The 19,225-nt window shown below is 62.1% G+C and carries 21 protein-coding genes; 3 read left to right on the top strand and 18 right to left on the bottom strand.

Features of this window, described 5'->3' with window-relative positions; all coding sequences use genetic code 11:
* Nucleotides 1-3: 3 nt before the first annotated feature.
* A complete protein-coding gene (locus FDP25_RS06260) occupies nucleotides 4-1,920 on the top strand; it encodes a peptidoglycan -binding protein (RefSeq protein WP_154149964.1) in 1,917 nt (638 codons plus the stop codon).
* 60 nt (nucleotides 1,921-1,980) lie between these two features.
* Here the strand turns inward: FDP25_RS06260 and FDP25_RS06255 are convergent, their stop codons facing one another.
* The 3 genes from FDP25_RS06255 to gloB all read right to left on the bottom strand — a co-directional run bounded on the left by FDP25_RS06255 (nucleotide 1,981) and on the right by gloB (nucleotide 6,211).
* Entirely contained in the window at nucleotides 1,981-2,958 is a 978-nt protein-coding gene (locus FDP25_RS06255; RefSeq protein WP_154149962.1) for a M23 family metallopeptidase, read from the bottom strand.
* Nucleotides 2,955-5,288 carry an ATP-dependent Clp protease ATP-binding subunit ClpA gene (gene clpA / locus FDP25_RS06250; RefSeq protein WP_343031970.1) on the bottom strand — a complete coding sequence of 778 codons (2,334 nt, stop codon included), beginning with the start codon at nucleotides 5,286-5,288 and terminating at the stop codon, nucleotides 2,955-2,957. Before clpA ends, FDP25_RS06255 begins: the two co-directional genes overlap by 4 nt.
* Nucleotides 5,289-5,443: 155 nt before the next feature.
* On the bottom strand, nucleotides 5,444-6,211 hold the full coding sequence (gene gloB / locus FDP25_RS06245) for a hydroxyacylglutathione hydrolase (RefSeq protein WP_154149960.1): 768 nt from the start codon (nucleotides 6,209-6,211) through the stop codon (nucleotides 5,444-5,446).
* 63 nt (nucleotides 6,212-6,274) lie between these two features.
* Between gloB and FDP25_RS06240 the strand changes: the two genes are divergently transcribed.
* Entirely contained in the window at nucleotides 6,275-7,015 is a 741-nt protein-coding gene (locus FDP25_RS06240; protein WP_154149958.1) for a class I SAM-dependent methyltransferase, read from the top strand.
* Between the two features lie 306 nt (nucleotides 7,016-7,321).
* A complete protein-coding gene (locus FDP25_RS06235; RefSeq protein WP_154149956.1) occupies nucleotides 7,322-8,221 on the top strand; it encodes a DMT family transporter in 900 nt (299 codons plus the stop codon).
* Between the two features lie 40 nt (nucleotides 8,222-8,261).
* Here the strand turns inward: FDP25_RS06235 and FDP25_RS06230 are convergent, their stop codons facing one another.
* From FDP25_RS06230 to FDP25_RS06165, 15 genes are all read right to left on the bottom strand, one after another.
* Nucleotides 8,262-9,071, bottom strand: coding sequence for a division plane positioning ATPase MipZ (locus tag FDP25_RS06230; RefSeq protein WP_154149954.1), 810 nt, complete (start codon nucleotides 9,069-9,071; stop codon nucleotides 8,262-8,264).
* A gap of 103 nt (nucleotides 9,072-9,174) precedes the next feature.
* Nucleotides 9,175-11,010: a tetratricopeptide repeat-containing sulfotransferase family protein gene (locus tag FDP25_RS06225; RefSeq protein WP_154149952.1), complete on the bottom strand. Its 1,836-nt coding sequence runs from the start codon at nucleotides 11,008-11,010 to the stop codon at nucleotides 9,175-9,177.
* Between the two features lie 128 nt (nucleotides 11,011-11,138).
* On the bottom strand, nucleotides 11,139-11,360 hold the full coding sequence (rpmE, locus tag FDP25_RS06220; RefSeq protein ID WP_154149950.1) for a 50S ribosomal protein L31: 222 nt from the start codon (nucleotides 11,358-11,360) through the stop codon (nucleotides 11,139-11,141).
* A gap of 11 nt (nucleotides 11,361-11,371) precedes the next feature.
* Nucleotides 11,372-11,755, bottom strand: a complete 384-nt coding sequence (gene rplS, locus FDP25_RS06215; RefSeq protein WP_154149948.1) for a 50S ribosomal protein L19 — start codon at nucleotides 11,753-11,755, stop codon at nucleotides 11,372-11,374.
* A gap of 274 nt (nucleotides 11,756-12,029) precedes the next feature.
* Nucleotides 12,030-12,827, bottom strand: coding sequence for a tRNA (guanosine(37)-N1)-methyltransferase TrmD (trmD, locus tag FDP25_RS06210; RefSeq protein WP_154149946.1), 798 nt, complete (start codon nucleotides 12,825-12,827; stop codon nucleotides 12,030-12,032).
* Nucleotides 12,824-13,348 carry a ribosome maturation factor RimM gene (gene rimM, locus FDP25_RS06205; protein WP_154149944.1) on the bottom strand — a complete coding sequence of 175 codons (525 nt, stop codon included), beginning with the start codon at nucleotides 13,346-13,348 and terminating at the stop codon, nucleotides 12,824-12,826. The genes trmD and rimM overlap by 4 nt, the downstream gene beginning before the upstream one ends.
* On the bottom strand, nucleotides 13,345-13,488 hold the full coding sequence (locus tag FDP25_RS17045) for a hypothetical protein (RefSeq protein WP_172982761.1): 144 nt from the start codon (nucleotides 13,486-13,488) through the stop codon (nucleotides 13,345-13,347). The genes rimM and FDP25_RS17045 overlap by 4 nt, the downstream gene beginning before the upstream one ends.
* A 1-nt stretch (nucleotide 13,489) precedes the next feature.
* Nucleotides 13,490-14,119, bottom strand: a complete 630-nt coding sequence (bluB, locus tag FDP25_RS06200) for a 5,6-dimethylbenzimidazole synthase (RefSeq protein ID WP_154149943.1) — start codon at nucleotides 14,117-14,119, stop codon at nucleotides 13,490-13,492.
* A gap of 18 nt (nucleotides 14,120-14,137) precedes the next feature.
* Nucleotides 14,138-14,542 carry a 30S ribosomal protein S16 gene (gene rpsP / locus FDP25_RS06195; RefSeq protein WP_154149941.1) on the bottom strand — a complete coding sequence of 135 codons (405 nt, stop codon included), beginning with the start codon at nucleotides 14,540-14,542 and terminating at the stop codon, nucleotides 14,138-14,140.
* Between the two features lie 49 nt (nucleotides 14,543-14,591).
* Nucleotides 14,592-14,891 carry a chorismate mutase gene (locus FDP25_RS06190; RefSeq protein WP_154149940.1) on the bottom strand — a complete coding sequence of 100 codons (300 nt, stop codon included), beginning with the start codon at nucleotides 14,889-14,891 and terminating at the stop codon, nucleotides 14,592-14,594.
* 131 nt (nucleotides 14,892-15,022) lie between these two features.
* On the bottom strand, nucleotides 15,023-15,628 hold the full coding sequence (locus FDP25_RS06185; RefSeq protein ID WP_154149938.1) for a GNAT family N-acetyltransferase: 606 nt from the start codon (nucleotides 15,626-15,628) through the stop codon (nucleotides 15,023-15,025).
* Nucleotides 15,628-16,179 (bottom strand): GNAT family N-acetyltransferase, encoded by a 552-nt coding sequence (locus FDP25_RS06180; RefSeq protein WP_154149936.1) that lies wholly within the window; start codon nucleotides 16,177-16,179, stop codon nucleotides 15,628-15,630. Before FDP25_RS06180 ends, FDP25_RS06185 begins: the two co-directional genes overlap by 1 nt.
* Before the next feature lie 100 nt (nucleotides 16,180-16,279).
* The gene (gene ffh, locus FDP25_RS06175) at nucleotides 16,280-17,782 is read right to left on the bottom strand and encodes a signal recognition particle protein (RefSeq protein ID WP_154149934.1); all 1,503 of its coding nucleotides are present in this window, start codon (nucleotides 17,780-17,782) and stop codon (nucleotides 16,280-16,282) included.
* A 208-nt stretch (nucleotides 17,783-17,990) separates the two neighbouring features.
* A complete protein-coding gene (locus FDP25_RS06170; RefSeq protein WP_154149932.1) occupies nucleotides 17,991-18,497 on the bottom strand; it encodes a hypothetical protein in 507 nt (168 codons plus the stop codon).
* Between the two features lie 62 nt (nucleotides 18,498-18,559).
* Entirely contained in the window at nucleotides 18,560-19,147 is a 588-nt protein-coding gene (locus tag FDP25_RS06165) for an FMN-dependent NADH-azoreductase (protein ID WP_154149930.1), read from the bottom strand.
* Nucleotides 19,148-19,225: the final 78 nt, after the last annotated feature.

The following is a 19,225-nucleotide window of genomic DNA, read 5'->3' as shown; positions in this document are numbered from 1 at the left end:
TCCATGGCCCTGTCGCGGCGCACAGGCACACGGTTTCAGGCCTCCATCTGGCCGGGGTTCGTCGACGCGATGACCGGCCTTCTTCTGGTGCTGATGTTTGTGCTAACGATCTTCATGGTCGTGCAATTCGTCCTGCGTGAAACCATCACCGGGCAGGCCAGCAAACTGGATGAGCTTTCCTCCGAAGTGGCCGCACTGGCGCAGGCCCTCGGGCTTGAGCAGGACCGCAACGCCACCCTCACAGAACGGGTAGGGGAGCTGACCAGCACATTGGGCGATGCCCGCGCCCGCGAAGAACAGCAGGCCACCCTGATCGCGCAGTTGCAAAGCCAGACCGCCGAACAGGCCGAGGCCCTCACCGCCGCCCGATCCCGCATCGCCAGCTTCGAGGAACAGGTCGCGGGCCTTCTGGCCGAACGTGACACGGCACTGGGGCAGGTGGCCGACCTGGAAGGTGAACGCGACGCGCTCTTGTCCGAGCAGGAGGCGCTTGAACTGACGCTGGCCTCCCTGCGCGAGGAGGTGGACGCCCAATCCGAGGCCGCCCGCCTTGCCGCCGCCCGCCGCGAAGCGCTTGAGGCGCTTGTGGCCGACTTGCGGCAATCCTCGGAAGAGGCGCAGGCGCAAATGGCCAGCCAAATCGAAACCCTCGAAACCGACCTTTCGGAAGCCGAAAAGGCCCGTCTGGCCGAAGCCGCCGCGGCCGAGGCCCTGCGCGAAAAGCTGCAAGACGCCGACGCCGAACTCACCGCCATGACGCTGGCGCTGGAAGAACAACGCAAGCGCGCCGAGGAAACGCTGACCCTTCTGGCCGCCGCCCGCGACGCGCAGAAGGATCTCGATATCCGCCTCGCCGCCGCCCTGCTGGACCAAGAGGAAACCGAGACAAGCCTTGCCGACCGCGACGCCCGCATCGCCGCTTTGGAGGAAGAGCTGCGCCAAGCCGAAACCGGCGCAAGCGAGGCCAATGCCGATCTGGCCGCCCTCCGCGCCGAGTTGAAGGCCACCAAGGCGCGCCTTGCCGAAGTTGTCGCGCAAAGCACCATCGCCGAAACCCAGGCCCTTGAGGCCGAAGAGGTGCGCGCCCAACTGGCACGCGCCCTTGCCGCGAAAGAAGCTGCCGAAGCCGATGCCGCCGAAACCCTGACCGAGGCCGAGGAACGCGCCGCCCTTCTGGCCCAAGCCCGCGCCGAACTGGCCGAGCAAGAGGAACTCGCCAGCGAGGCCCAGAAACAGCAGGCCCTCCTGAATCGGCAGGTTGCCGCCCTGCGCGATCAATTGGGCCAGCTACAGGCACTTCTGGACGATGCCAAGGTGCGCGAGGCGGCGCAAAACGTACAACTGCAATCTCTGGGCCAAGACCTGAACACAGCACTCGCCCGTGCCGCCGCCGAGGAACGCGCCCGCGCCAAGGCCGAGGAAGAGCGCGCCAAACTGCTCGAAGAGCAGAACCGCAACCTCGAAAAATACCGCTCGGAGTTCTTTGGCCGGCTGCGCGATTTGCTGGGCGCACAGGAAGGCGTGCGCATCGTCGGCGACCGTTTCGTCTTTTCCTCCGAGGTGCTTTTCGCTCCGGGTGAGGCACGGTTGTCGGAAAGCGGCGAACGTGAGATCGCCAAGGTCGCCGGCATCCTGCGCAACGTCATAAGCGAGATTCCCGAGGGCATTGACTGGGTTCTGCAAGTGGATGGCCACACCGATACCGTGCCGGTGAGGGCCGGGGCGCAGTTTGCCGATAACTGGGAACTCAGCCAGGCCCGCGCGCTGTCCGTGGTGCGCTACATGATCAACTTCCTCGGCCTGCCGCCCGAACGGCTTTCGGCCAATGGCTTTGGTCAATATCAGCCTGTGAACGGTGCCGACACGCCCGAGGCCCGCGCGCAAAACCGGCGGATCGAGTTGAAGTTCACCGGGAAATAAGACGCGCCGCGCCGATGTCTTTCAAAGACATCGGATCGAAATCTTTTCAAGATTTCGTGGCTACCGCATCACCTCGACATCCGCATGCCGCACCGCAAGGATGTGCCCCTCCCGCGATAGGGTCACGTATCCCCGGTACTCCCCCGCAGGCCAACCGTCCTCGGGCGCCTTGCGCCCCATGGCACGGAAAAGCTGTGCTTGTGGAGCCTCCAGCGTCACGTCATTGCGGAACACCTCGCCCTCCGGGCCGTTGATGACAAAATCCAGCCTGTCCCCGGCCTCTGCGAAAAACACATGCCCATACAGCACGAGGTTTGAGTAGCCCCGCGCGGTCTCGATCCGGGCGCGGCCCGATTTCACCGCGTCGAAATCGGGGACATCGCCGGAAAACCCGGCGGTGAACAGCCCGGCGCGATGATAGTCCGGCGCGTCTTTCCACAGACCATCACCCGTGGCTGTGCCGCAGGTTTCGCTGGTCTCGGGGTTAAAGGGGTCGATGATCTTGCCGTCTTTCAGCACCCCCAAATGCACATGCGGCACGTTTGTCAGCCCGCTCAATCCCACACGCGCGAGCACATCCCCGGCCTCGACCCGTGTGCCGTTCTGAACCTGCAAGCTGCCCTTCTGCAAATGACAATAGAGCGTCTTCCAGCCGTCGCCGTGATCGATCCGCACGGCATTTCCGCACTCGCGGCCCCGGATCGCCTCGCGGGTCTCGGCACTCACGGCCACGTCTTCCATCCCGTCGCGGGTGGCATCCACCACGCCGGGGGCGGCGGCCAGAACATCCACGCCCTGCACCATCGCCTCGAAGGATAACAGCACGATATCCGTGCCACGGTGCCCGTCGCGCGATTTCAGCCCGCAGGTATAATCGCGCTGCCCCTCGCCGGGGCGCGCGTCCACGTAATCCTCGATATAGCAGGAGGTGCCCAGCGTGCAGTCGATCGGCAGGCTCAGGGCAGGGGGATCGGCCGCCGCCGGGGCGGCGACCGTCAAACTCAGCGCGGCAAGGGCTTGCCGGAACGCCCGCGTCATTCGGCAGTCAGTAGTGGCGGCTTCTTGCCCGACAGGCGCGGGCGGTCGGGGCCGGACAGTTTCAGGTCGATCTTGCCGTCCTTGACGCCCACCTTGACCACGCCGCCCTTGGCCAGTTTGCCGAACAGCAATTCCTCGGCCAGCGGCTTCTTGATGTGCTCCTGTATCACGCGGCCAAGGGGCCGTGCGCCCATCTTGCTGTCATAGCCCTTTTCGGCCAGCCATTCGGCGGCGGGCTTGGTCAGCTCGATGGTGACATTGCGATCCATCAGTTGCGCCTCAAGCTGAAGCACGAACTTCTCGACCACTTGCAGGATCACCTCCTTGGGCAGCGGCGCGAAGGAAATCACCGCATCCAGACGGTTGCGGAATTCCGGCGTGAAGGTCCGCTCGATCGCGGCGGTATCCTCGCCCTCGCGGCGGTCCCGGCCAAAGCCCACGGCGGATTTTTCCTGTTCGGCGGCGCCCGCGTTCGAGGTCATGATCAGCACCACGTTGCGGAAGTTCACCGTGCGTCCGTTGTGGTCGGTCAGGCTGCCGTGGTCCATGACCTGCAACAGGATGTTGAAAACATCCGGGTGCGCCTTTTCGATCTCGTCCAGAAGCAGCACGCAATGCGGATGCTGGTCCACGCCATCGGTCAAAAGGCCGCCCTGATCGAACCCCACGTATCCCGGCGGGGCGCCGATCAACCGGCTGACGGCGTGTTTCTCCATGTACTCCGACATATCGAAGCGCAGAAGCTCCACGCCCAAGAGGTCGGCCAGTTGCTTGGCCACCTCGGTCTTGCCCACGCCCGTCGGCCCGGCAAACAGGTAGTTGCCGATGGGTTTCTCCGGTTCCCGCAGCCCGGCCCGCGCCAGCTTGATCGAGGCCGACAGCGCCTCGATGGCCTTGTCCTGCCCAAAGACAGTCCGCTTGAGCGAGTTTTCGAGGTCCTTGAGGACCTCGGCATCGTCCTTGCTGACGTTCTTCGGCGGGATGCGCGCGATCTTGGCGACCACGGCTTCGATTTCCTTGGCCCCGATGCTCTTGCGGCGTTTCGAGGCCGCCATCAGGTGTTGCGCCGCGCCTGCCTCGTCGATCACGTCGATGGCCTTGTCGGGCAGCTTGCGGTCGTTGATGTAACGCGCCGAGAGGTCCACCGCCGATTTGATGGCGTCATTGGTGTATTTGACGCTGTGATGCTCCTCGAAATAGGGCTTGAGCCCCTTGAGGATCTTGATCGCATCGTCGGTGGTGGGTTCGACCACGTCGATTTTCTGGAACCGGCGGCTCAGCGCACGGTCCTTCTCGAAATGCTGGCGGAACTCCTTGAAGGTGGTCGAGCCCATGCAGCGCAGCTTGCCACCCTGCAACGCGGGCTTCAAAAGGTTCGAGGCATCCATCGCCCCGCCCGACGTGGCCCCGGCACCGATCACCGTGTGAATCTCGTCGATGAACAGCACCGCGTCGGGGTGGTCCTCCAACTCGGTCACCACGGCCTTCAGCCGTTCCTCGAAATCCCCGCGATAGCGCGTCCCGGCCAGAAGCGCGCCCATATCGAGGCTGTAAATCGTCGTCTTCGACAGAACCTCGGGCGTCTGCCCCTTGATGATCTTATGCGCCAGACCTTCGGCAATCGCCGTCTTGCCCACGCCCGGATCGCCCACCAAAAGCGGGTTGTTCTTGCGCCGGCGGCACAGCACCTGGATACAGCGCTCCACCTCGGAGTCGCGCCCGATCAGCGGATCGACATCCCCCGCGCGGGCCTTTTCGTTCAAATCCACGCAATACTTGGCCAGCGCCGATTCCCCGGCCTCAACCGCGTCCGACTCCTGCGCGGCGCTCTCATGCTCGTCGCCAAGACCATCGGCGCCCTGCACCGGGCGTGCCTCGCCAAAGGCGGGGTCCTTGGCCACGCCATGGGCGATGAAGTTCACCGCGTCATAGCGCGTCATATCCTGTTCTTGCAGGAAATAGGCGGCGTTCGACTCGCGCTCGGCAAAGATCGCGACCAGAACATTCGCCCCGGTCACTTCGGTCCGCCCGGAACTCTGCACGTGGATCGCCGCCCGCTGGATGACCCGCTGAAAGGCCGCCGTCGGCACCGCTTCAGAGCCTTCGATCTCGGTCACGAGGTTCGAAAGATCCTCGTCGATGAATTCCACCAGCGTGCCGCGCAGTTCCTCGGTATCGACGCTGCACGCCTTCATCACGCGCGCCGCGTCGGGCTCGTCAATCAACGCCAAAAGCAGATGCTCCAGCGTGGCGAATTCATGTTGCCGCGCATTGGCCAGCGCCAAGGCCGCGTGAATCGCCTGTTCCAGGGTGTTCGAGAATGAAGGCACTTTGGTGCTCCTTCTGATCTGGGCCGATGGGGCCTGCCCACCAACCTTGGCCTCATAACCTTAAAGTTTGGTCGATATTGCCATGGCTTCAAGGATTTTCTGGTCGCACCCGCTCACTTTTCGTGACGGATGCATGATTTGCGTCAGGCAGCGGGTCAAAACCTGTCCTTGCGGTTGCGAATCTCGGCAAATACCTCTGCCGGGTCCGCGCCCGTCATCCCAAGCGCCGCCTGAAGTTGCGGATCACCGGCGCGCAGGAATGGATTTGTTGCCAATTCCTCGGACAGAACCGACGGTACGGTTGGCTCACCCTTCGCGCGGGCCGCGTCAACCGCCTGCGCTCTGGATATAAGGCGCGCGTTGCCCGGATCAATGCTCAGGGCGAATTTTGCATTGGCGGCCGTATATTCATGGCCTGAACAAATCACCGTGTCCTCCGGTAGGGCGGCCAGTTTCGACAGGCTCTTCCACATCTGCGGCATGGTGCCTTCAAACACCCTACCACAGCCAAGGGCCATCAGGCTATCGGCGGTAAAGGCCAGTTTCGAGTCGGGAAAATGAAAGGCGATATGGCCCACAGTATGGCCGGAAACATCGATCACCTCCCCGGCCTCGTCCCCGATCATCACACGATCCCCTTCTCGCACCGCAAGGTTCAGCGGCGGCAGGCGGTGTTCATCGGCCTTGGCCCCGACCACCCGCGCAGGCGCGGCCTCAAGCAGATCGCTCAACCCGTCCACATGATCCCAGTGGTGATGGGTCAACAAGACATCCGTCAACGTCCAGCCCCGACGTTTGAGCGCCTCCAGGATCGGCCCCGCCTCGGGCACATCGACAGCCGCCGTGGCGCCGGTTGCGGGGTCATGCACCAGGTAGGCATAATTGTCCGAGAGGCAGGGCACGGTCTCAAACTCTAATGTCATGGTGTTTCCCCAAATCATGGTTATTGTTACGCTCAAGAGTGACGGATCACAGGCGCGGCTGCAATGCATCTTGATGTGCAGGATCTCAGGAATTTCTATTACCGCAGCCAACTGGGCCGTGCGGCCCAGAAGGCGGTGCGCGAATCCGTCCTCAACCTCTGGCCCGAGGCGCAGGGGCAAACCGTGGTCGGCTATGGCTTTGCCGTGCCCTTCCTGCGCCCCTACCTGCCCGATGCCCGGCGGGTGATCGGGTTGATGCCGGGGCCGCAGGGCGTGATTGGCTGGCCGCAGGGGATGGAAAACGTCTCGGTCCTCTGCGAGGAAACCCGCTGGCCTCTGGAGACCGGCCACGTCGACAAGCTTTTGGTCGTCCACGGGTTGGAAACCAGCGATCAGCCCTCGCCGCTTCTGGAAGAATGCTGGCGGGTGCTCGGCCCCGGTGGCTCGGTGCTTTTCGTGGTGCCCAACCGCGCCGGCCTCTGGTCGCGCAGCGATGCCACGCCCTTCGGTTATGGTCGGCCCTATTCGCAATCGCAGTTGGAAAACCAGCTCAAGGCGCATCAGTTCATGCCGCTGCGCCATCGCACCACGCTTTATCAACCTCCCTCGGCGCGCCGCTTCTGGCGCAAGACCGCCGGGATGTGGGAACAACTGGGCGGGCATCTTTCGCCGGTCGCGGCCGGGGGCGTTTTGATGGTCGAGGCCACCAAGCGGGTGCAGGCCCCCTCCGGCCCCGGCCTGCGTGAAACCGTCCGGCGGCCATTAGAGGTGCTCAAGCCCAAGCCCGAGGTCAAGCCGGTTTGATTTGATGGGGCCGTCTGTGCGGCAAGGTGAACGCTTGAAAGACATAAGAAGGGCCGCCCACCCGGGGCAAGCCCGGGCGTAACGATGAATGAATGTGGCGCAAGGCCCAGTTCAGCCGTGCTGCCTCGCGCGTATTATCCCCAAAACGATGCGCCGAGTTTCGTACGAAACGTACGACTTGTACGATTTATTCTGACCATCCCCCGATTTCCGTACGAAAGTCATGGTTAAAACGTACGACTCGTACGCTCGTTCTTTTTTCGGGCGTCTTTACTTTGCTTAAAAAACTGTGAACTGATGCAGGACATGAATGATCATGTCAAAGGCCTGCTGATTACCACGCTCGGGGTGCTGTTCGTTGTGCCGGACTCGCTTTTCGTCCGCTTGATCGACGCCAGCGCACCGACCATCACCTTTTGGCGCGGGATTGTCTCGGGTTCGCTTATCCTACTGGGACTGCTTGTTTTTCAAGGGGTGGGTGGCTTCAAATCTGTTCTCAAGACGGGCGTGCCGGGCTTGATTTATACCGTATTGATCGCCGCCACCGCGCCGGGGTTCGTTCTGGCCGTGACATGGACAAGCGTTGCCAACGTGGTCTTCATCATCGCCTCGATGCCGGTGTTTGCCGCGATCTTCAGCCGGGTGTTTCTGGGCGAAGCCGTCAGCCGCCGCATGGTGTTAACCATGATGGGCGTTTTCGTGGGTCTGGGCATCATCGCCTGGGGCTCCGGCGAGACCCACGGCGCCCATTGGACGGGTGATCTGGTGGCGCTTTGTGTCTCGGCCAGCTTCGCCGCGGCCATGACCGCGGTGCGCAGGGTGCGCGCTACATCTATGGTGCCGGCCATTCCGCTGGCCTACATCGGGGCCTCAATGGTGGTCTGGCCCGTGGCCGATCCGATGCCGGCGTTCGAGGCCCAGTGGAACCTGATTCTCGCGCATGGGGCCTTCATTACCGTATCGACCACCCTGTTAACCCTTGGCCCGCGCTACATCAGTTCCGCCGAGGTGGCCTTGTTGATATTGCTCGAATCGGTGCTTGCCCCGATCCTTGTCTGGGCGATCGTGGGGGAAGACCCCGGACCATGGGCGCTTGCCGGTGGGGTCGTGGTGATCGGTGTGCTCTTCGCGTCGAACCTATGGGTCCTGATGCAGCGTCGGCGGATGCGCAATCGTCCGCAGCCAAGGACGGGGCCCCCGGCATAACATGTTGTAAAAGAAGGGATTTTGCCACGCGGGGCGCGCGTTAAAAATCCACCTCGACCCCGGGCAGGTCCAATTCCTTGATCAGGTCACGCAATTCCTGCCGGGCGGCGACGTTCGAAATGTTGAGTTGCTTCACACCCACATCCTTGAGGTCAAGAAGGGTCAGGCCACGGGGGAACAACTCCCGGAAAATGACCCGCTCATTGAAACCGGGCGCGGTGCGAAACCCGATGCGCTTGGCCAGGTTTTCCAGCGCCTCGCCCATCTTTTTCTTGTTAACCATCTGCTGCGCCCCCAACCGGTTCCGCACCACCACCCAATCAATCGGCTTGAGTCCGGCTTGGGCGCGTAACTGTCTGGCATTCCACACCATTTCTGAATAAACGGACGGGCCGAGGATCTTTTTTCCGTCGTCATCCACATGCGCCAGAAGGTCGAAATCGACGAAACTGTCGTTCAGAGGTGTGACCAGAGTATCGGCCAGACTATGCGCCACCTGGCTCAACCGCGTATGCGAGCCGGGACAATCGATCACGATGAAATCACTGTCGGGTTCCAGTTCTGCCACCGCCGCGGAAAGTCGGCGGTCATAGATGTTCTCCCCCTGCTTGAGGGTCTCGGGGTCTACCTCGGGGAGGTCGTGATAGTAAGGGCTGGCAAGGTTGAGCCCCGATTTTTCAAGGAATTTCCGGCGGTTCTCGGAATAGCGGCCAAAGGTCTTTTGCCGCAGATCGAGGTCAAGCGCGCTTACCTTGTGGCCCATTCGTGCAAGCGCTGTGGCGACGTGCATGGACACTGTGGATTTGCCCGCGCCGCCCTTTTCGTTGCCGACGACGATAATATGCGCCATTTCCCCGAACCCCTTTGTCTCACGTGTTGACCCGTGACGGTGGCGCTACAGTATATGCCAGGTGCTGAATTGGAAAGCCCCAGATAATGCGTTGAAGAATGGATTACAGGGCTATCTCGTTTTGTGCCAGCCCTTCCAGTAATGGTGTCAAATGCGCTTCGTAACGCCGCCAATCACCCCGGTTGCCGTTATATACCGGTTTGCGTACTTGTGCAGCACTGGCTGTCAGAACCGGGGACTTGGCTGCATCGGGACGAAGGCAGGCATCTGACCACCCCAAACCGCAGAAAGATACAAGACGTCGGGCCATATCCTCGAAATCACGCGTCAGGTCGCTGTAGGGAAGGGTCAAAATGCGTTCTGGGAAACGCTGCTTCCAGTACTGCATGAGCATCCTGTGCAGGTTACAAAACCTGGCAAGATTGGCCTGATCATAGGCAAATCCGTTCCCGTTCGACGAAAAGCATGTCCGGTAGTTGGACCAACTGTTTTCCACCGGGTCGCGGACAAGGTGGACGACACGCGCATCAGGCATTGCGGCCAAGGTCAGACCGGCCCACCGGAAATCCAGCGGCGTCTTGCAGGTGATGACGGGAGCGCCTCGCGCATAAAGCGCAAGTTCGGCCCGCAGAGATGTCTCGAACTGTTCGAGTTCCACCTTTTCCAAAACCTTGTGCCCACCGTCCCGCAGGCGCCGCAACATGGCCGAGGCGGCATTGCCGAGGGCGGGGATTTCTCCCGCACTGTGAACTCCGGCAGCCCCCGCAAGGATGCATTCGCTCAACGTGGTGCCGGACCGAGGCATGCCCACTATGAAAATGGGACGCGGACCCTGTGTGATCCGGGGTGCGGGCGGCACTTCTTCGGTCAGTGCTTTGAGATGGTTGAAGAGCGTTGCGTCTTTCCCGATGTCATAGCGTAGCTGTGCCTGTCGCAACGCATTTCCACGTGCAAGGTGGAAGAATGCGGTTTCCGTATCGTCCAACTGATCAAGGGCTTCGAACATGGCAAAATGAATGACGGATTGGTCCGGGATCGGTAAATCCGGCCTTTTCACCAAGTTTCGTAATTGCGTCAGATGTGGGTGATCCGGGGTGTAACGGGTCAACCGTACAAGGTTTCGATGTGCCTGGATATTGTCGGGTCGGGTCTCAATGGCTTGGGTGTAGAATGCTTTCGCTTCTTCGGTCTTCCCCTGTGCGGCGGCCAGAATGCCAAGGTTTGTCTGTGCTGCGCTAAGGGGCCGCGGTGCGCGAGTGCTGTTCAGGACCTGTTTGTGCGTTTGATTTGCCAGATCAATTTCCCCCAAATCCCGCAACAACGACCCCAGCAGGTTAAGGGCATCGGCATGGCCCGGGTCCAATTCGAGCGCACGCGTCACGGCCTGTAAGGCAGGGCGGTGATGCCCCCGCATCTCACGGCATTCGGCAAGGATATACCAATGATCGGCGCTGTCGGGCGACAGGTCGCATGCTTTGGCGAAACACCCCTCGGCCTCGGACAGTTTTTGCAGGTCATTGAGCGCCGCACCGCAGTTGCGCCAAAGCTGCGCGTCATCGGGCCGCCCCTTGAGGGAGGCTTGATAGATCGCCAGAGCCTTGTCAGGTGCCCCCATGGCGCGAAGGCATGCCGCGCGGATATCGGACAGTGCGGCAATCTCAGGCGCTTTGTGGTGCAGGGCCGTGGCCTGCTTCAGTGCCTTTTCATAATCGCCCGAGCGATAAAGGGCCAAAACCGTGTCGACTTGCGCTTGATCGACCCGGCGTGCCGCAGGGTCGGGCGTGTCGAGTGACAGCAAGCCATCCTTGGCGCGCCGGTTGGCAGGAAAGCGTGACAGCACCTCTTCGTAGAGCGCCCGGGCCTCTTGGATTGCGCCGCGCCGCTGCGCACGCTTGGCCAGATCGAGGGTTTGCGAAATACTTCGGTCTTTGACAGCCATGACAGCCCTTTCCTGCGTGATACGGCCCGCAGGGTGGGGGCAATTGGTTTAGATTTCGTCAGGCCCGGCAAAAAGAAAAACGCCGCCCACAAGGGGCGGCGCCTTTGGCGTAACAGCGGATCGGGCGATTAGAAGCCCAGACCGGCGTATTTGTTCTTGAACTTCGACACGCGGCCGCCGGTATCCATCAGGCGGGTACCGCCGCCGGTCCATGCCGGGTGTGCCGAGGGGTCGATGTCGAGCGACAGGGTGTCGCCCTCTGCGCCATAGGTCGAACGCATCTGGACAACGGTGCCATCGGTCAGCTTGACGTCGATGAAGTGGTAATCGGGGTGGATGTCTTTTTTCATCGTGCCGCTCCTTATGCCGATGCGCCGGACTTGGGCTTGTAAGTGGTGTCTTCGGCGATACGGGCCGACTTGCCGCGGCGCGACCGCAGATAGTACAGCTTGGCGCGGCGCACACGGCCACGACGTACCACGGTGATGCTTTCGATGTTGGTCGAGTAAAGCGGGAACACACGTTCCACGCCTTCACCAAAGGAAATCTTGCGCACGGTGAACGTACCGGCGATGCCCGAACCGTTCTTGCGGCTGATGCAGACGCCTTCGAAGTTCTGAACACGGGTCCGCGTGCCTTCGGTCACCTTGAAGCCGACGCGAATGGTGTCACCGGCCTTGAAATCCGGGATGGTCTTGCCGAGCTCTTCGATTTGCTCGGCTTCGAGTTGTGCGATCAGGTCCATCTGATCATCTCCTAACATTGCTTGCGGTTTGTCCCGCAAAGGTGTGGTGCGGTCTGAGAGCTCTTGGTCTTCGTCCGGGTCCGCGTGTCGCGCCCGCCAGAGGTCAGATCGGCGTTATCTGTTTTCCCGTGTCGTCCGTTTGGTGCGGCCCTGCTTGCCCGGATGAAGAAACCCGAAGGCACAGGCGCAACAGAAAACACGCCCGACTCAGAAACCTGAGCGGGTTGGGCGGCTTTTAGGCAAAAAATACCTGTCTGGCAAGGGCCGAGGCTGCTTAATCCGCATTACGCTTTTGGTAAGCGGCCCAAAGATCGGGGCGGCGGGTGCGGGTGGTCTCCTTGGCCTGTTCGTGGCGCCATTTGGCGATCTCGCCGTGGTGGCCGGACATCAGGACATCGGGGATCTTGTGACCCTTCCATTCGGGGGGGCGCGTGTATTGCGGGTGTTCCAGCAATCCGTCAGAAAAGCTTTCTTCCTCGGTCGAGTCGGCATTGCCCAGAACCCCGGGGATCAGGCGGACCGTGGCGTCAATCAGGGCCTGCGCCGCGATTTCCCCACCTGTGAGGACGAAATCCCCAAGGCTGACCTCCTGAATGCCGTAGTGCTTTATCACGCGCTCGTCCAGGCCCTCGAACCGGCCACAGATCAGGGTGACGCCAGAGGTGGTGGACAACTCCCGCGCCATAGCCTGATCAAAGGGGCGCCCTCGTGGGCTGAGGTAGAGAATAGGCGCGGCGGAGGGCATGGAGGCGCGGGCCGCGTCGATGGCCCTGCCCATCACATCAGGGCGCAGGACCATACCAGCCCCGCCCCCTGCGGGGGTATCATCCACGTTGCGGTGCTTGCCCTCGCCAAAGGGGCGCAGGTCGACGGTATCCAGCTGCCACAGCCCATCCTTGAGGGCCCGGCCGGTCAGGCTTTCGCCCAGAACACCGGGAAAGGCTTGTGGCAAAAGGGTGATGACTTGCGCGCGCCATGCCTTGGCCAGATGCGGGGTTTCGGCCATCAGGTCCTGAGGTTTCAGGTTGGCCGAGATGGATTTGCGGCCGTGAGATTTGGGCGTATCGCTCATTTTTCCTCCGGAGTGGGGAAAAGGCCCTCGGGCGGGTCGGTGATGATGCGGCCTTGGGTCAGGTCGACGGTCGGCACGACCTCACGTGTAAAGGGCAAGAGCACGGTGGACTTGAGCGCGGGGCCATGCACCTCAAGCAAATCCCCGGCCCCGTGATTCAGCACGGCCTTGACCCGCCCAAGGCTGCCGCCCGCGGTATCAAAGACCTCGAGACCGATAAGGTCGGCGTGGTAAAACTCATCATCCGGCAGCGAGGGTAGGCGGTCACGCGGCACGAACAGGCGCACACCGCGCAGATCATCGGCCTGTTCCTTGGTCAACACATCCGACAGCCTGACAACCAAGGCGCCCTTGGCGGTCTGGCCTGTGAGGGTGACGGTGAAGGCGCGACTGCCGTCCTCGGTGGTCAATGCGCCATAGGCGGCCACGTCTTCGGGCAGACTGGTGAAGCTTTTCAATCGCACTTCGCCCTTTACACCAAAGGCACCGGCGATTGCGCCTAGGCAAATTTGATCGGTCATTGTGCCGCTCCTGTGCAGATGGGGCCGGTCATGGTACCGCCCTTCGCGACACAGCGTTCGCCATGGGCTTGGCGTTCGAACAAAATACCGGCGACGAAGGTGATGAGGCAGAGAATGACAAGTCGGATGATGCGGAACATGTCAACGCACCTCAAGGGGGAGGCTACCGCGCCGTTCTTCCCATCCGGCTTGTTCCAACTCGGGTGTATTGCTGTTTTCCTCTGGCCAGCCGACGCAGAGGTAGCCCACCAAAATCCAATCTTTCGAGATGTTTAGATCGGCATTCAGGCGGTCAGGGTCGAGGATAGAGACCCAGCCGACGCCAAGACCATGCGCACGGGCGGTAAGCCAGAACTGGGTGATGGCGCCCACAACGGAATAGCGGCGGGTTTCGGGCATGGTACCTGCGCCAAGACCGGCGCCCTTGTCGGTGCTTTCGTCGCAGAAGACGGCCAGTTGGATGGGCGCCTCCTTCATGCCGGAAAGTTTCAAGGTGCTGTAAAGCTTTGCTTTTTCACCGTTATACCCGGCAAGGGCCGCGTCGTTGGCTTGGGTGAAGTTCTCAAGCGCGGCAGCGCGGGCCGCGGCGCTGTCGACGCGCACGACGCGCCACGGTTCACTCAGACCCACTGAGGGGGCCAGGCAAAAGGTGTCGAGGCAGGCGGTAAGCACGTCCTCGTCCACCGGGTCCGAACGGAAGCGGCGCACGTCGCGCCGCCACCGCATCAGATCCCGAAGGCGGTTCTGGAAGTCGGGGGAAAATTCAGACATTCCAGTACCTTAACCAGCTTATTCTTCGCTGGCGGCCTCTTCGGCAGGGGCCTCTTCAGCCGGGGCGGCAGCGGCTTCGGCGGCTTCTGCTGCTTTGGCGGCTTTCTCTTCGGCGCGTTCCTGGGCTTTCTTGCCCGGGGTGCCTTTGTTGGGGTTGTTACGCTCTTTCTTGGCGATGACACCGGCGGCTTCCAGCATGCGCGAGATACGATCCGACGGCTGTGCGCCCTGGTCGAGCCAGTACTGAACGCGTTCCATGTCCATCTTCACGCGCTCTTCGCTGTCTTTCGGCAGAAGCGGGTTGTAGGTGCCCAGCTTCTCGATGAAGCGACCGTCGCGGGGCATGCGGCTGTCGGCGGCGACGATGCGGTAGAAGGGGCGTTTCTTGCTGCCACCACGGGCAAGGCGGATTTTCATGGCCATTGTGATTTCTCCTTTGAATGGCGTGGGTTAGCTGGGTTTCAATCCAGCTTTACGATTGCTGTTGGCGGTGATGCCGGATCACCTCGGCGATGATGAAGTTCAGGAACTTCTTGGCGAATTCCGGGTCAAGATCGGCCCGGGTTGCCAGGTCTTCGAGCCGTGCGATCTGGGCCTCTTCGCGGGCCGGATCGGACGGGGGAAGGTCGTGTTCGGCCTTGAGTTTCCCCACGGCCTGGGTGTGCTTGAAGCGCTCGCCCAGGGTATAGACGAGGATCGCATCAAGGCGGTCGATGCTTTCGCGGTGCCCCTTGAGCAGGGCCGCGGCGCGGGCGGTTGCGTCATCAGACATGGGCCCCTCCGAAGGCTGGAACGGATCGTACGAGTCGTACGGAAACCCCCCGAGTTTCGTACGAAAATCGGGCCGTTTCCAAAGACGATCGTACGAGTCGTACGAAACGCGGCGCGATATGGCGGCGAAACTCAGTCAATGGCGAACCCCTTTGGCTTGAACAGGGGGTCGCAATAGTGACTGATCTCAAGCTCGATCCCGTCGGCGATCTGCCCCGACTTGAGGGTCTCGGGCGAGGGGTGGCGATAGACGGCATCGTTGCCGTCAATCGTCGCGGCCTCTTTATCCTTCACCGCACCGAGGCGTTCGGCCAAGCGGATGGAATCGAGGTTCTTGGGGTCGATGTAGCTGACCGCGCCCTCCCAGCCGAGGGTGTCATAGAAATACCGGCGCGCGGCATTGGTCGCCTCAAGCGCGTAGCCATGCCCGGCCTTGTCGGGCCAGATGATCCAGGCGATTTCGCGTTCTGGCCACATGGCGGGGAACCAGCCGCCGGCCATGCCGTAGGTTTCATCGGTGTCCTTGTCGTGGATCATCCACATGCCGTAGCCGCGGATGTTCCAATGGCCGATCTCGGCGGCGTAGAGCATCCATGTTTCATAGGCATTGAGCGGCCCGCCCATGAAGCGCGCGCGGTAGGACGAAAACGTCGCCTTGAAGTTGGGATAATCATCCGGTTCCGGCCCACGCAAGACGAGCCGCCGGGTTTCCAGCGTGGGGATAATCGACGCGGCCATCAGGCGTAGGCCTCCATACCACCGTTTTCCAGATCGGCCGGCGCGAGGTGACGCCAGATTTCGACCGGCCCATAGAGGGGATCGTCGTACATCTTTTCAAAGCTGGCCCCGAGACGGCGGGCGACAGCCTTGGAGGGTTCGTTTGTCGGGTCGATCTGACTGATCGCGGTCTCCCAGCCCAAGATGTCATAGGCATGGGCGCGCGCCGCTTCGGCGGCTTCGGTGGCATAGCCCTTGCCCGTGGCGTGGGGCATCAGCGTCCAGCCGATTTCGCGTTCGAGCCAGCCATGCGGGAACCAGAGGCCGACGCGACCCAGATAGGTGCCGGTTTCCTTGTCTTCCAGACCCCAGAACCCATAGCCGCGGAAAGCCCAATGCCCCATCAGCATGGCAAGGTTGCGCCAGACCTGTTGTTCGGGCAGCGGGCCACCAACAAAGCGCGAGTCCTCGGAGGCGAAAAAATCGCGCTCCTGCCCGAAGTCGCTCTCGCGGGGGGCGCGGAGGATCAGGCGCTCGGTCTCAAGTGTGGGGATGGTGAAAGGGGCTGTCATGCGCGCACCCCACATCCCGCCGCCTGTGCGGGCGTCGACCGGGGGAGCCTCCGGCGGGAGTATTTGGGGAAAGATGAAAGCATCTGTGCGTACCGGGCCCTTATTTCTTTTTCCCGAAGCCCGAGAGACCGGGGGGCAGGCCCTTGCCGCCGCCCAGACCGGGGAGGCCCCCGCCGCCGGGCAGGCCGCCGCCCATCTGCTTGGCGGCTTGTTCCAGGGCTTTTGGGTCCATGCCCTGCATGTCTTCGGGGGAGGGGCCGCCTTTGCCGAACATGCCTTTCATGGCCTGTTTCAGCATACCGCCCTTGCCCATCTTCTTCATCATGTCGCCCATCTGCCGCTGCATCTTGAGCAACTTGTTGAGTTCGGACACTTCGAGGCCCGCGCCCTTGGCGATGCGTTTCTTGCGCGAGGCTTGCAGGAGCTTGGGGTTGGCGCGTTCCTTCTTGGTCATCGACTGGATCAGCGCGATCTGGCGCGTGATGATCTTGTCGTCGATTCCGGCGCCTTCCATTTGCTTGGCCATCTTGCCCATGCCGGGCATCATGCCCATGACACCTTCCATGCCGCCCATCTTCTGCATCTGTTCAAGCTGCATCTTGAGGTCGTTCATGTTGAACTGACCCTTCTGGAAGCGCTTCATCATGCGTTCGGCCTGTTCGGCCTCGATGGTTTCCTGTGCTTTTTCGACGAGGGAGACGATGTCGCCCATGCCCAAGATGCGGCCGGCGATACGCTCGGGCTCAAACGTCTCAAGCGCGTCCATCTTTTCGCCGAGGCCGACGAAGCGGATGGGCTTGCCGGTGACGGCGCGCATCGACAGGGCCGCGCCGCCGCGCCCGTCGCCATCCATCCGGGTGAGGACCACGCCGGAGATGCCGATGCGATCATCGAAGTTCTGGGCGGTGTTGACCGCGTCCTGACCTGTCAGGCCATCGACCACCAGCAGGGTTTCGCGCGGGTTGGCCACGTCGCGCACCGCTTCGACCTGCGCCATCAGTTCCTCGTCGATCGAAAGGCGACCGGCGGTGTCGAGCATGTAGACGTCATAGCCGCCGAGGCTGGCCTGGGTCTTGGCGCGCTTGGCGATGGCGACCGGATCTTCGCCCTTGACGATGGGCAGGGTATCGACGCCGATCTGGGTGCCGAGGATCGCAAGCTGTTCCATGGCCGCCGGGCGGTTGACGTCGAGCGAGGCCATCAGCACGCGCTTGCCGTCACTTTCCTTGAGGCGCTTGGCCAGCTTGGCGGTGGTTGTGGTCTTGCCGCCCCCCTGAAGGCCGACCATGAGGATCGGGGCGGGGGGATTGTCGATTTTCAGCGCGCCGGGGTCTTCGGCGCCGGTGAGAGTGTCGACAAGGGCGTCGTGGACGATCTTGACGACCTGCTGGCCGGGGGTGACGGATTTGGTGACCGCTTGCCCGGTGGCCTGATCCTGTACCGTCTTGATGAAGTCGCGCGCGACGGGCAGCGACACGTCGGCCTCGAGCAGGGCGACGCGCACCTCGCGCAGGGCGGTTTTGACGTCTTCCTCGGAGAGCGAGCCCTGTTTCGTCAGCCGGTCGAAGACACCGGACAGGCGTTCGGACAGATTTTCAAACATGTCGCGGCCTCCTTCGCCGGTTTCAAGTTCTGCCCCCAAGGTAGGTAGGGACGATCCAAATCACAAAGGCCCCCACGGGCGAAACTCGCTGGTGGGGGGCGATCCCGGGCCTGTGCCCATGGGACCGGAAGCATCGGGACTTCCGGAAAGTTGAGTTGGCTTTACTGTGCAGGCGGGGGGGAGTCAATATCGCTGATGGTGGGCGCGTTCAGCGGCGGCCATGCAGCAGCGCAAAGAACACATCGGTCATCCTTTCAGCCTCGGCAGGGGTGAGGCGGCCATGCGTCAGGAGGAATTCGCCGATATTGCGGTTGCTGTAGCGGCCCGTGACCTGCCCGTCGCGCAGGATCAGATCGAGCCGGGCCATTTCATAGGCGCGGTCGTGGCAAACGATGCATTTTTCGCGGAACAACCCGCCGGTTTCGACCTGTTTGCGAAAGACCGACAGGAACAGGGGGCTTTCGGTTGCGTCGAGGCCGCCTGCATGACGCAGCAGGAAGGTTTCAAGAGGTTGGCCCGTGCCGGTGACGAGGGTGCCGGATGCGTCAATCGTCAGGTGTTCGCGCATGAAGGGGCCGGAATGGCCGTGGCAGGAAAAGCACCGCTTTTCGAACCGCTTGTGAAAATCAATGGCCTCGGCGGATTGCGCCGTGAGCGGGCGGGGCAGGACGGCCACTAGGGCCAGAAGAGTGATGCGAAGGATGGAGCGTAGCATTGGATCGGGCCTCGGTTGACATGAAGCGTATCATCCGAGGCCCGGTCGCGTCTTGAGAATGATCAAGCGGCGGCTTGCAGGCTTTCGATTTGTTTCGAGGCCTTCTCAAGGCTGGCGTCGGCGTCGAGGGCCATCTGGTCGGCGGCGACAACGGTGACATCGGTGATGCCGATAAAGCCGAGGATATGGCGCATGTAGGTCGAGGCGAAGTCGATCTCGGAACCTTCGGCGGTGCCGCCCGAGGCCATGGCGAGGATCGCGCGTTTGCCGGTCAGCAGGCCCTCGGGGCCTTCGGCGGTGTAGCGGAAGCTGCGGCCGACACGCGCCACGTTATCCACCCAGGCCTTGAGTGCGGCGGGTGGTGCGAAATTATAGACCGGCAGCCCGATGACGATGGTGTCGGCGGCTTCAAGCTCGGCCAGCAGGTCATCGGACAAAGCGAGGATTTCGACCTGTGCATCGGTGCGGTCATCGGCGGGGGTGAAATTGGCGGTGACCCAGTTTTCGGTGATTTGCGGAACCGGGGTTTCGGCCAGGTCGCGGTGAATGACCTGCGCGCCGTCATGCGCCTTGGCGATGCGGGCGGTCAGGTCACGGGTAACGGAGCCTTGGGTACGGGCGGAGCTGTCAATGCGGAGCAGGGTTGTCATGTTTTACCTCTTGGATGCGGGTTAGGTTGTTGAGGTAGAAGTTACATTGTGCTTAAATAAACTCAATACGATGTATTC

It is taken from the genome of Roseovarius bejariae (assembly GCF_009669325.1).
Classification (GTDB): domain Bacteria; phylum Pseudomonadota; class Alphaproteobacteria; order Rhodobacterales; family Rhodobacteraceae; genus Roseovarius; species Roseovarius bejariae.
This window is presented reverse-complemented; position numbering and strand designations above follow the sequence as displayed.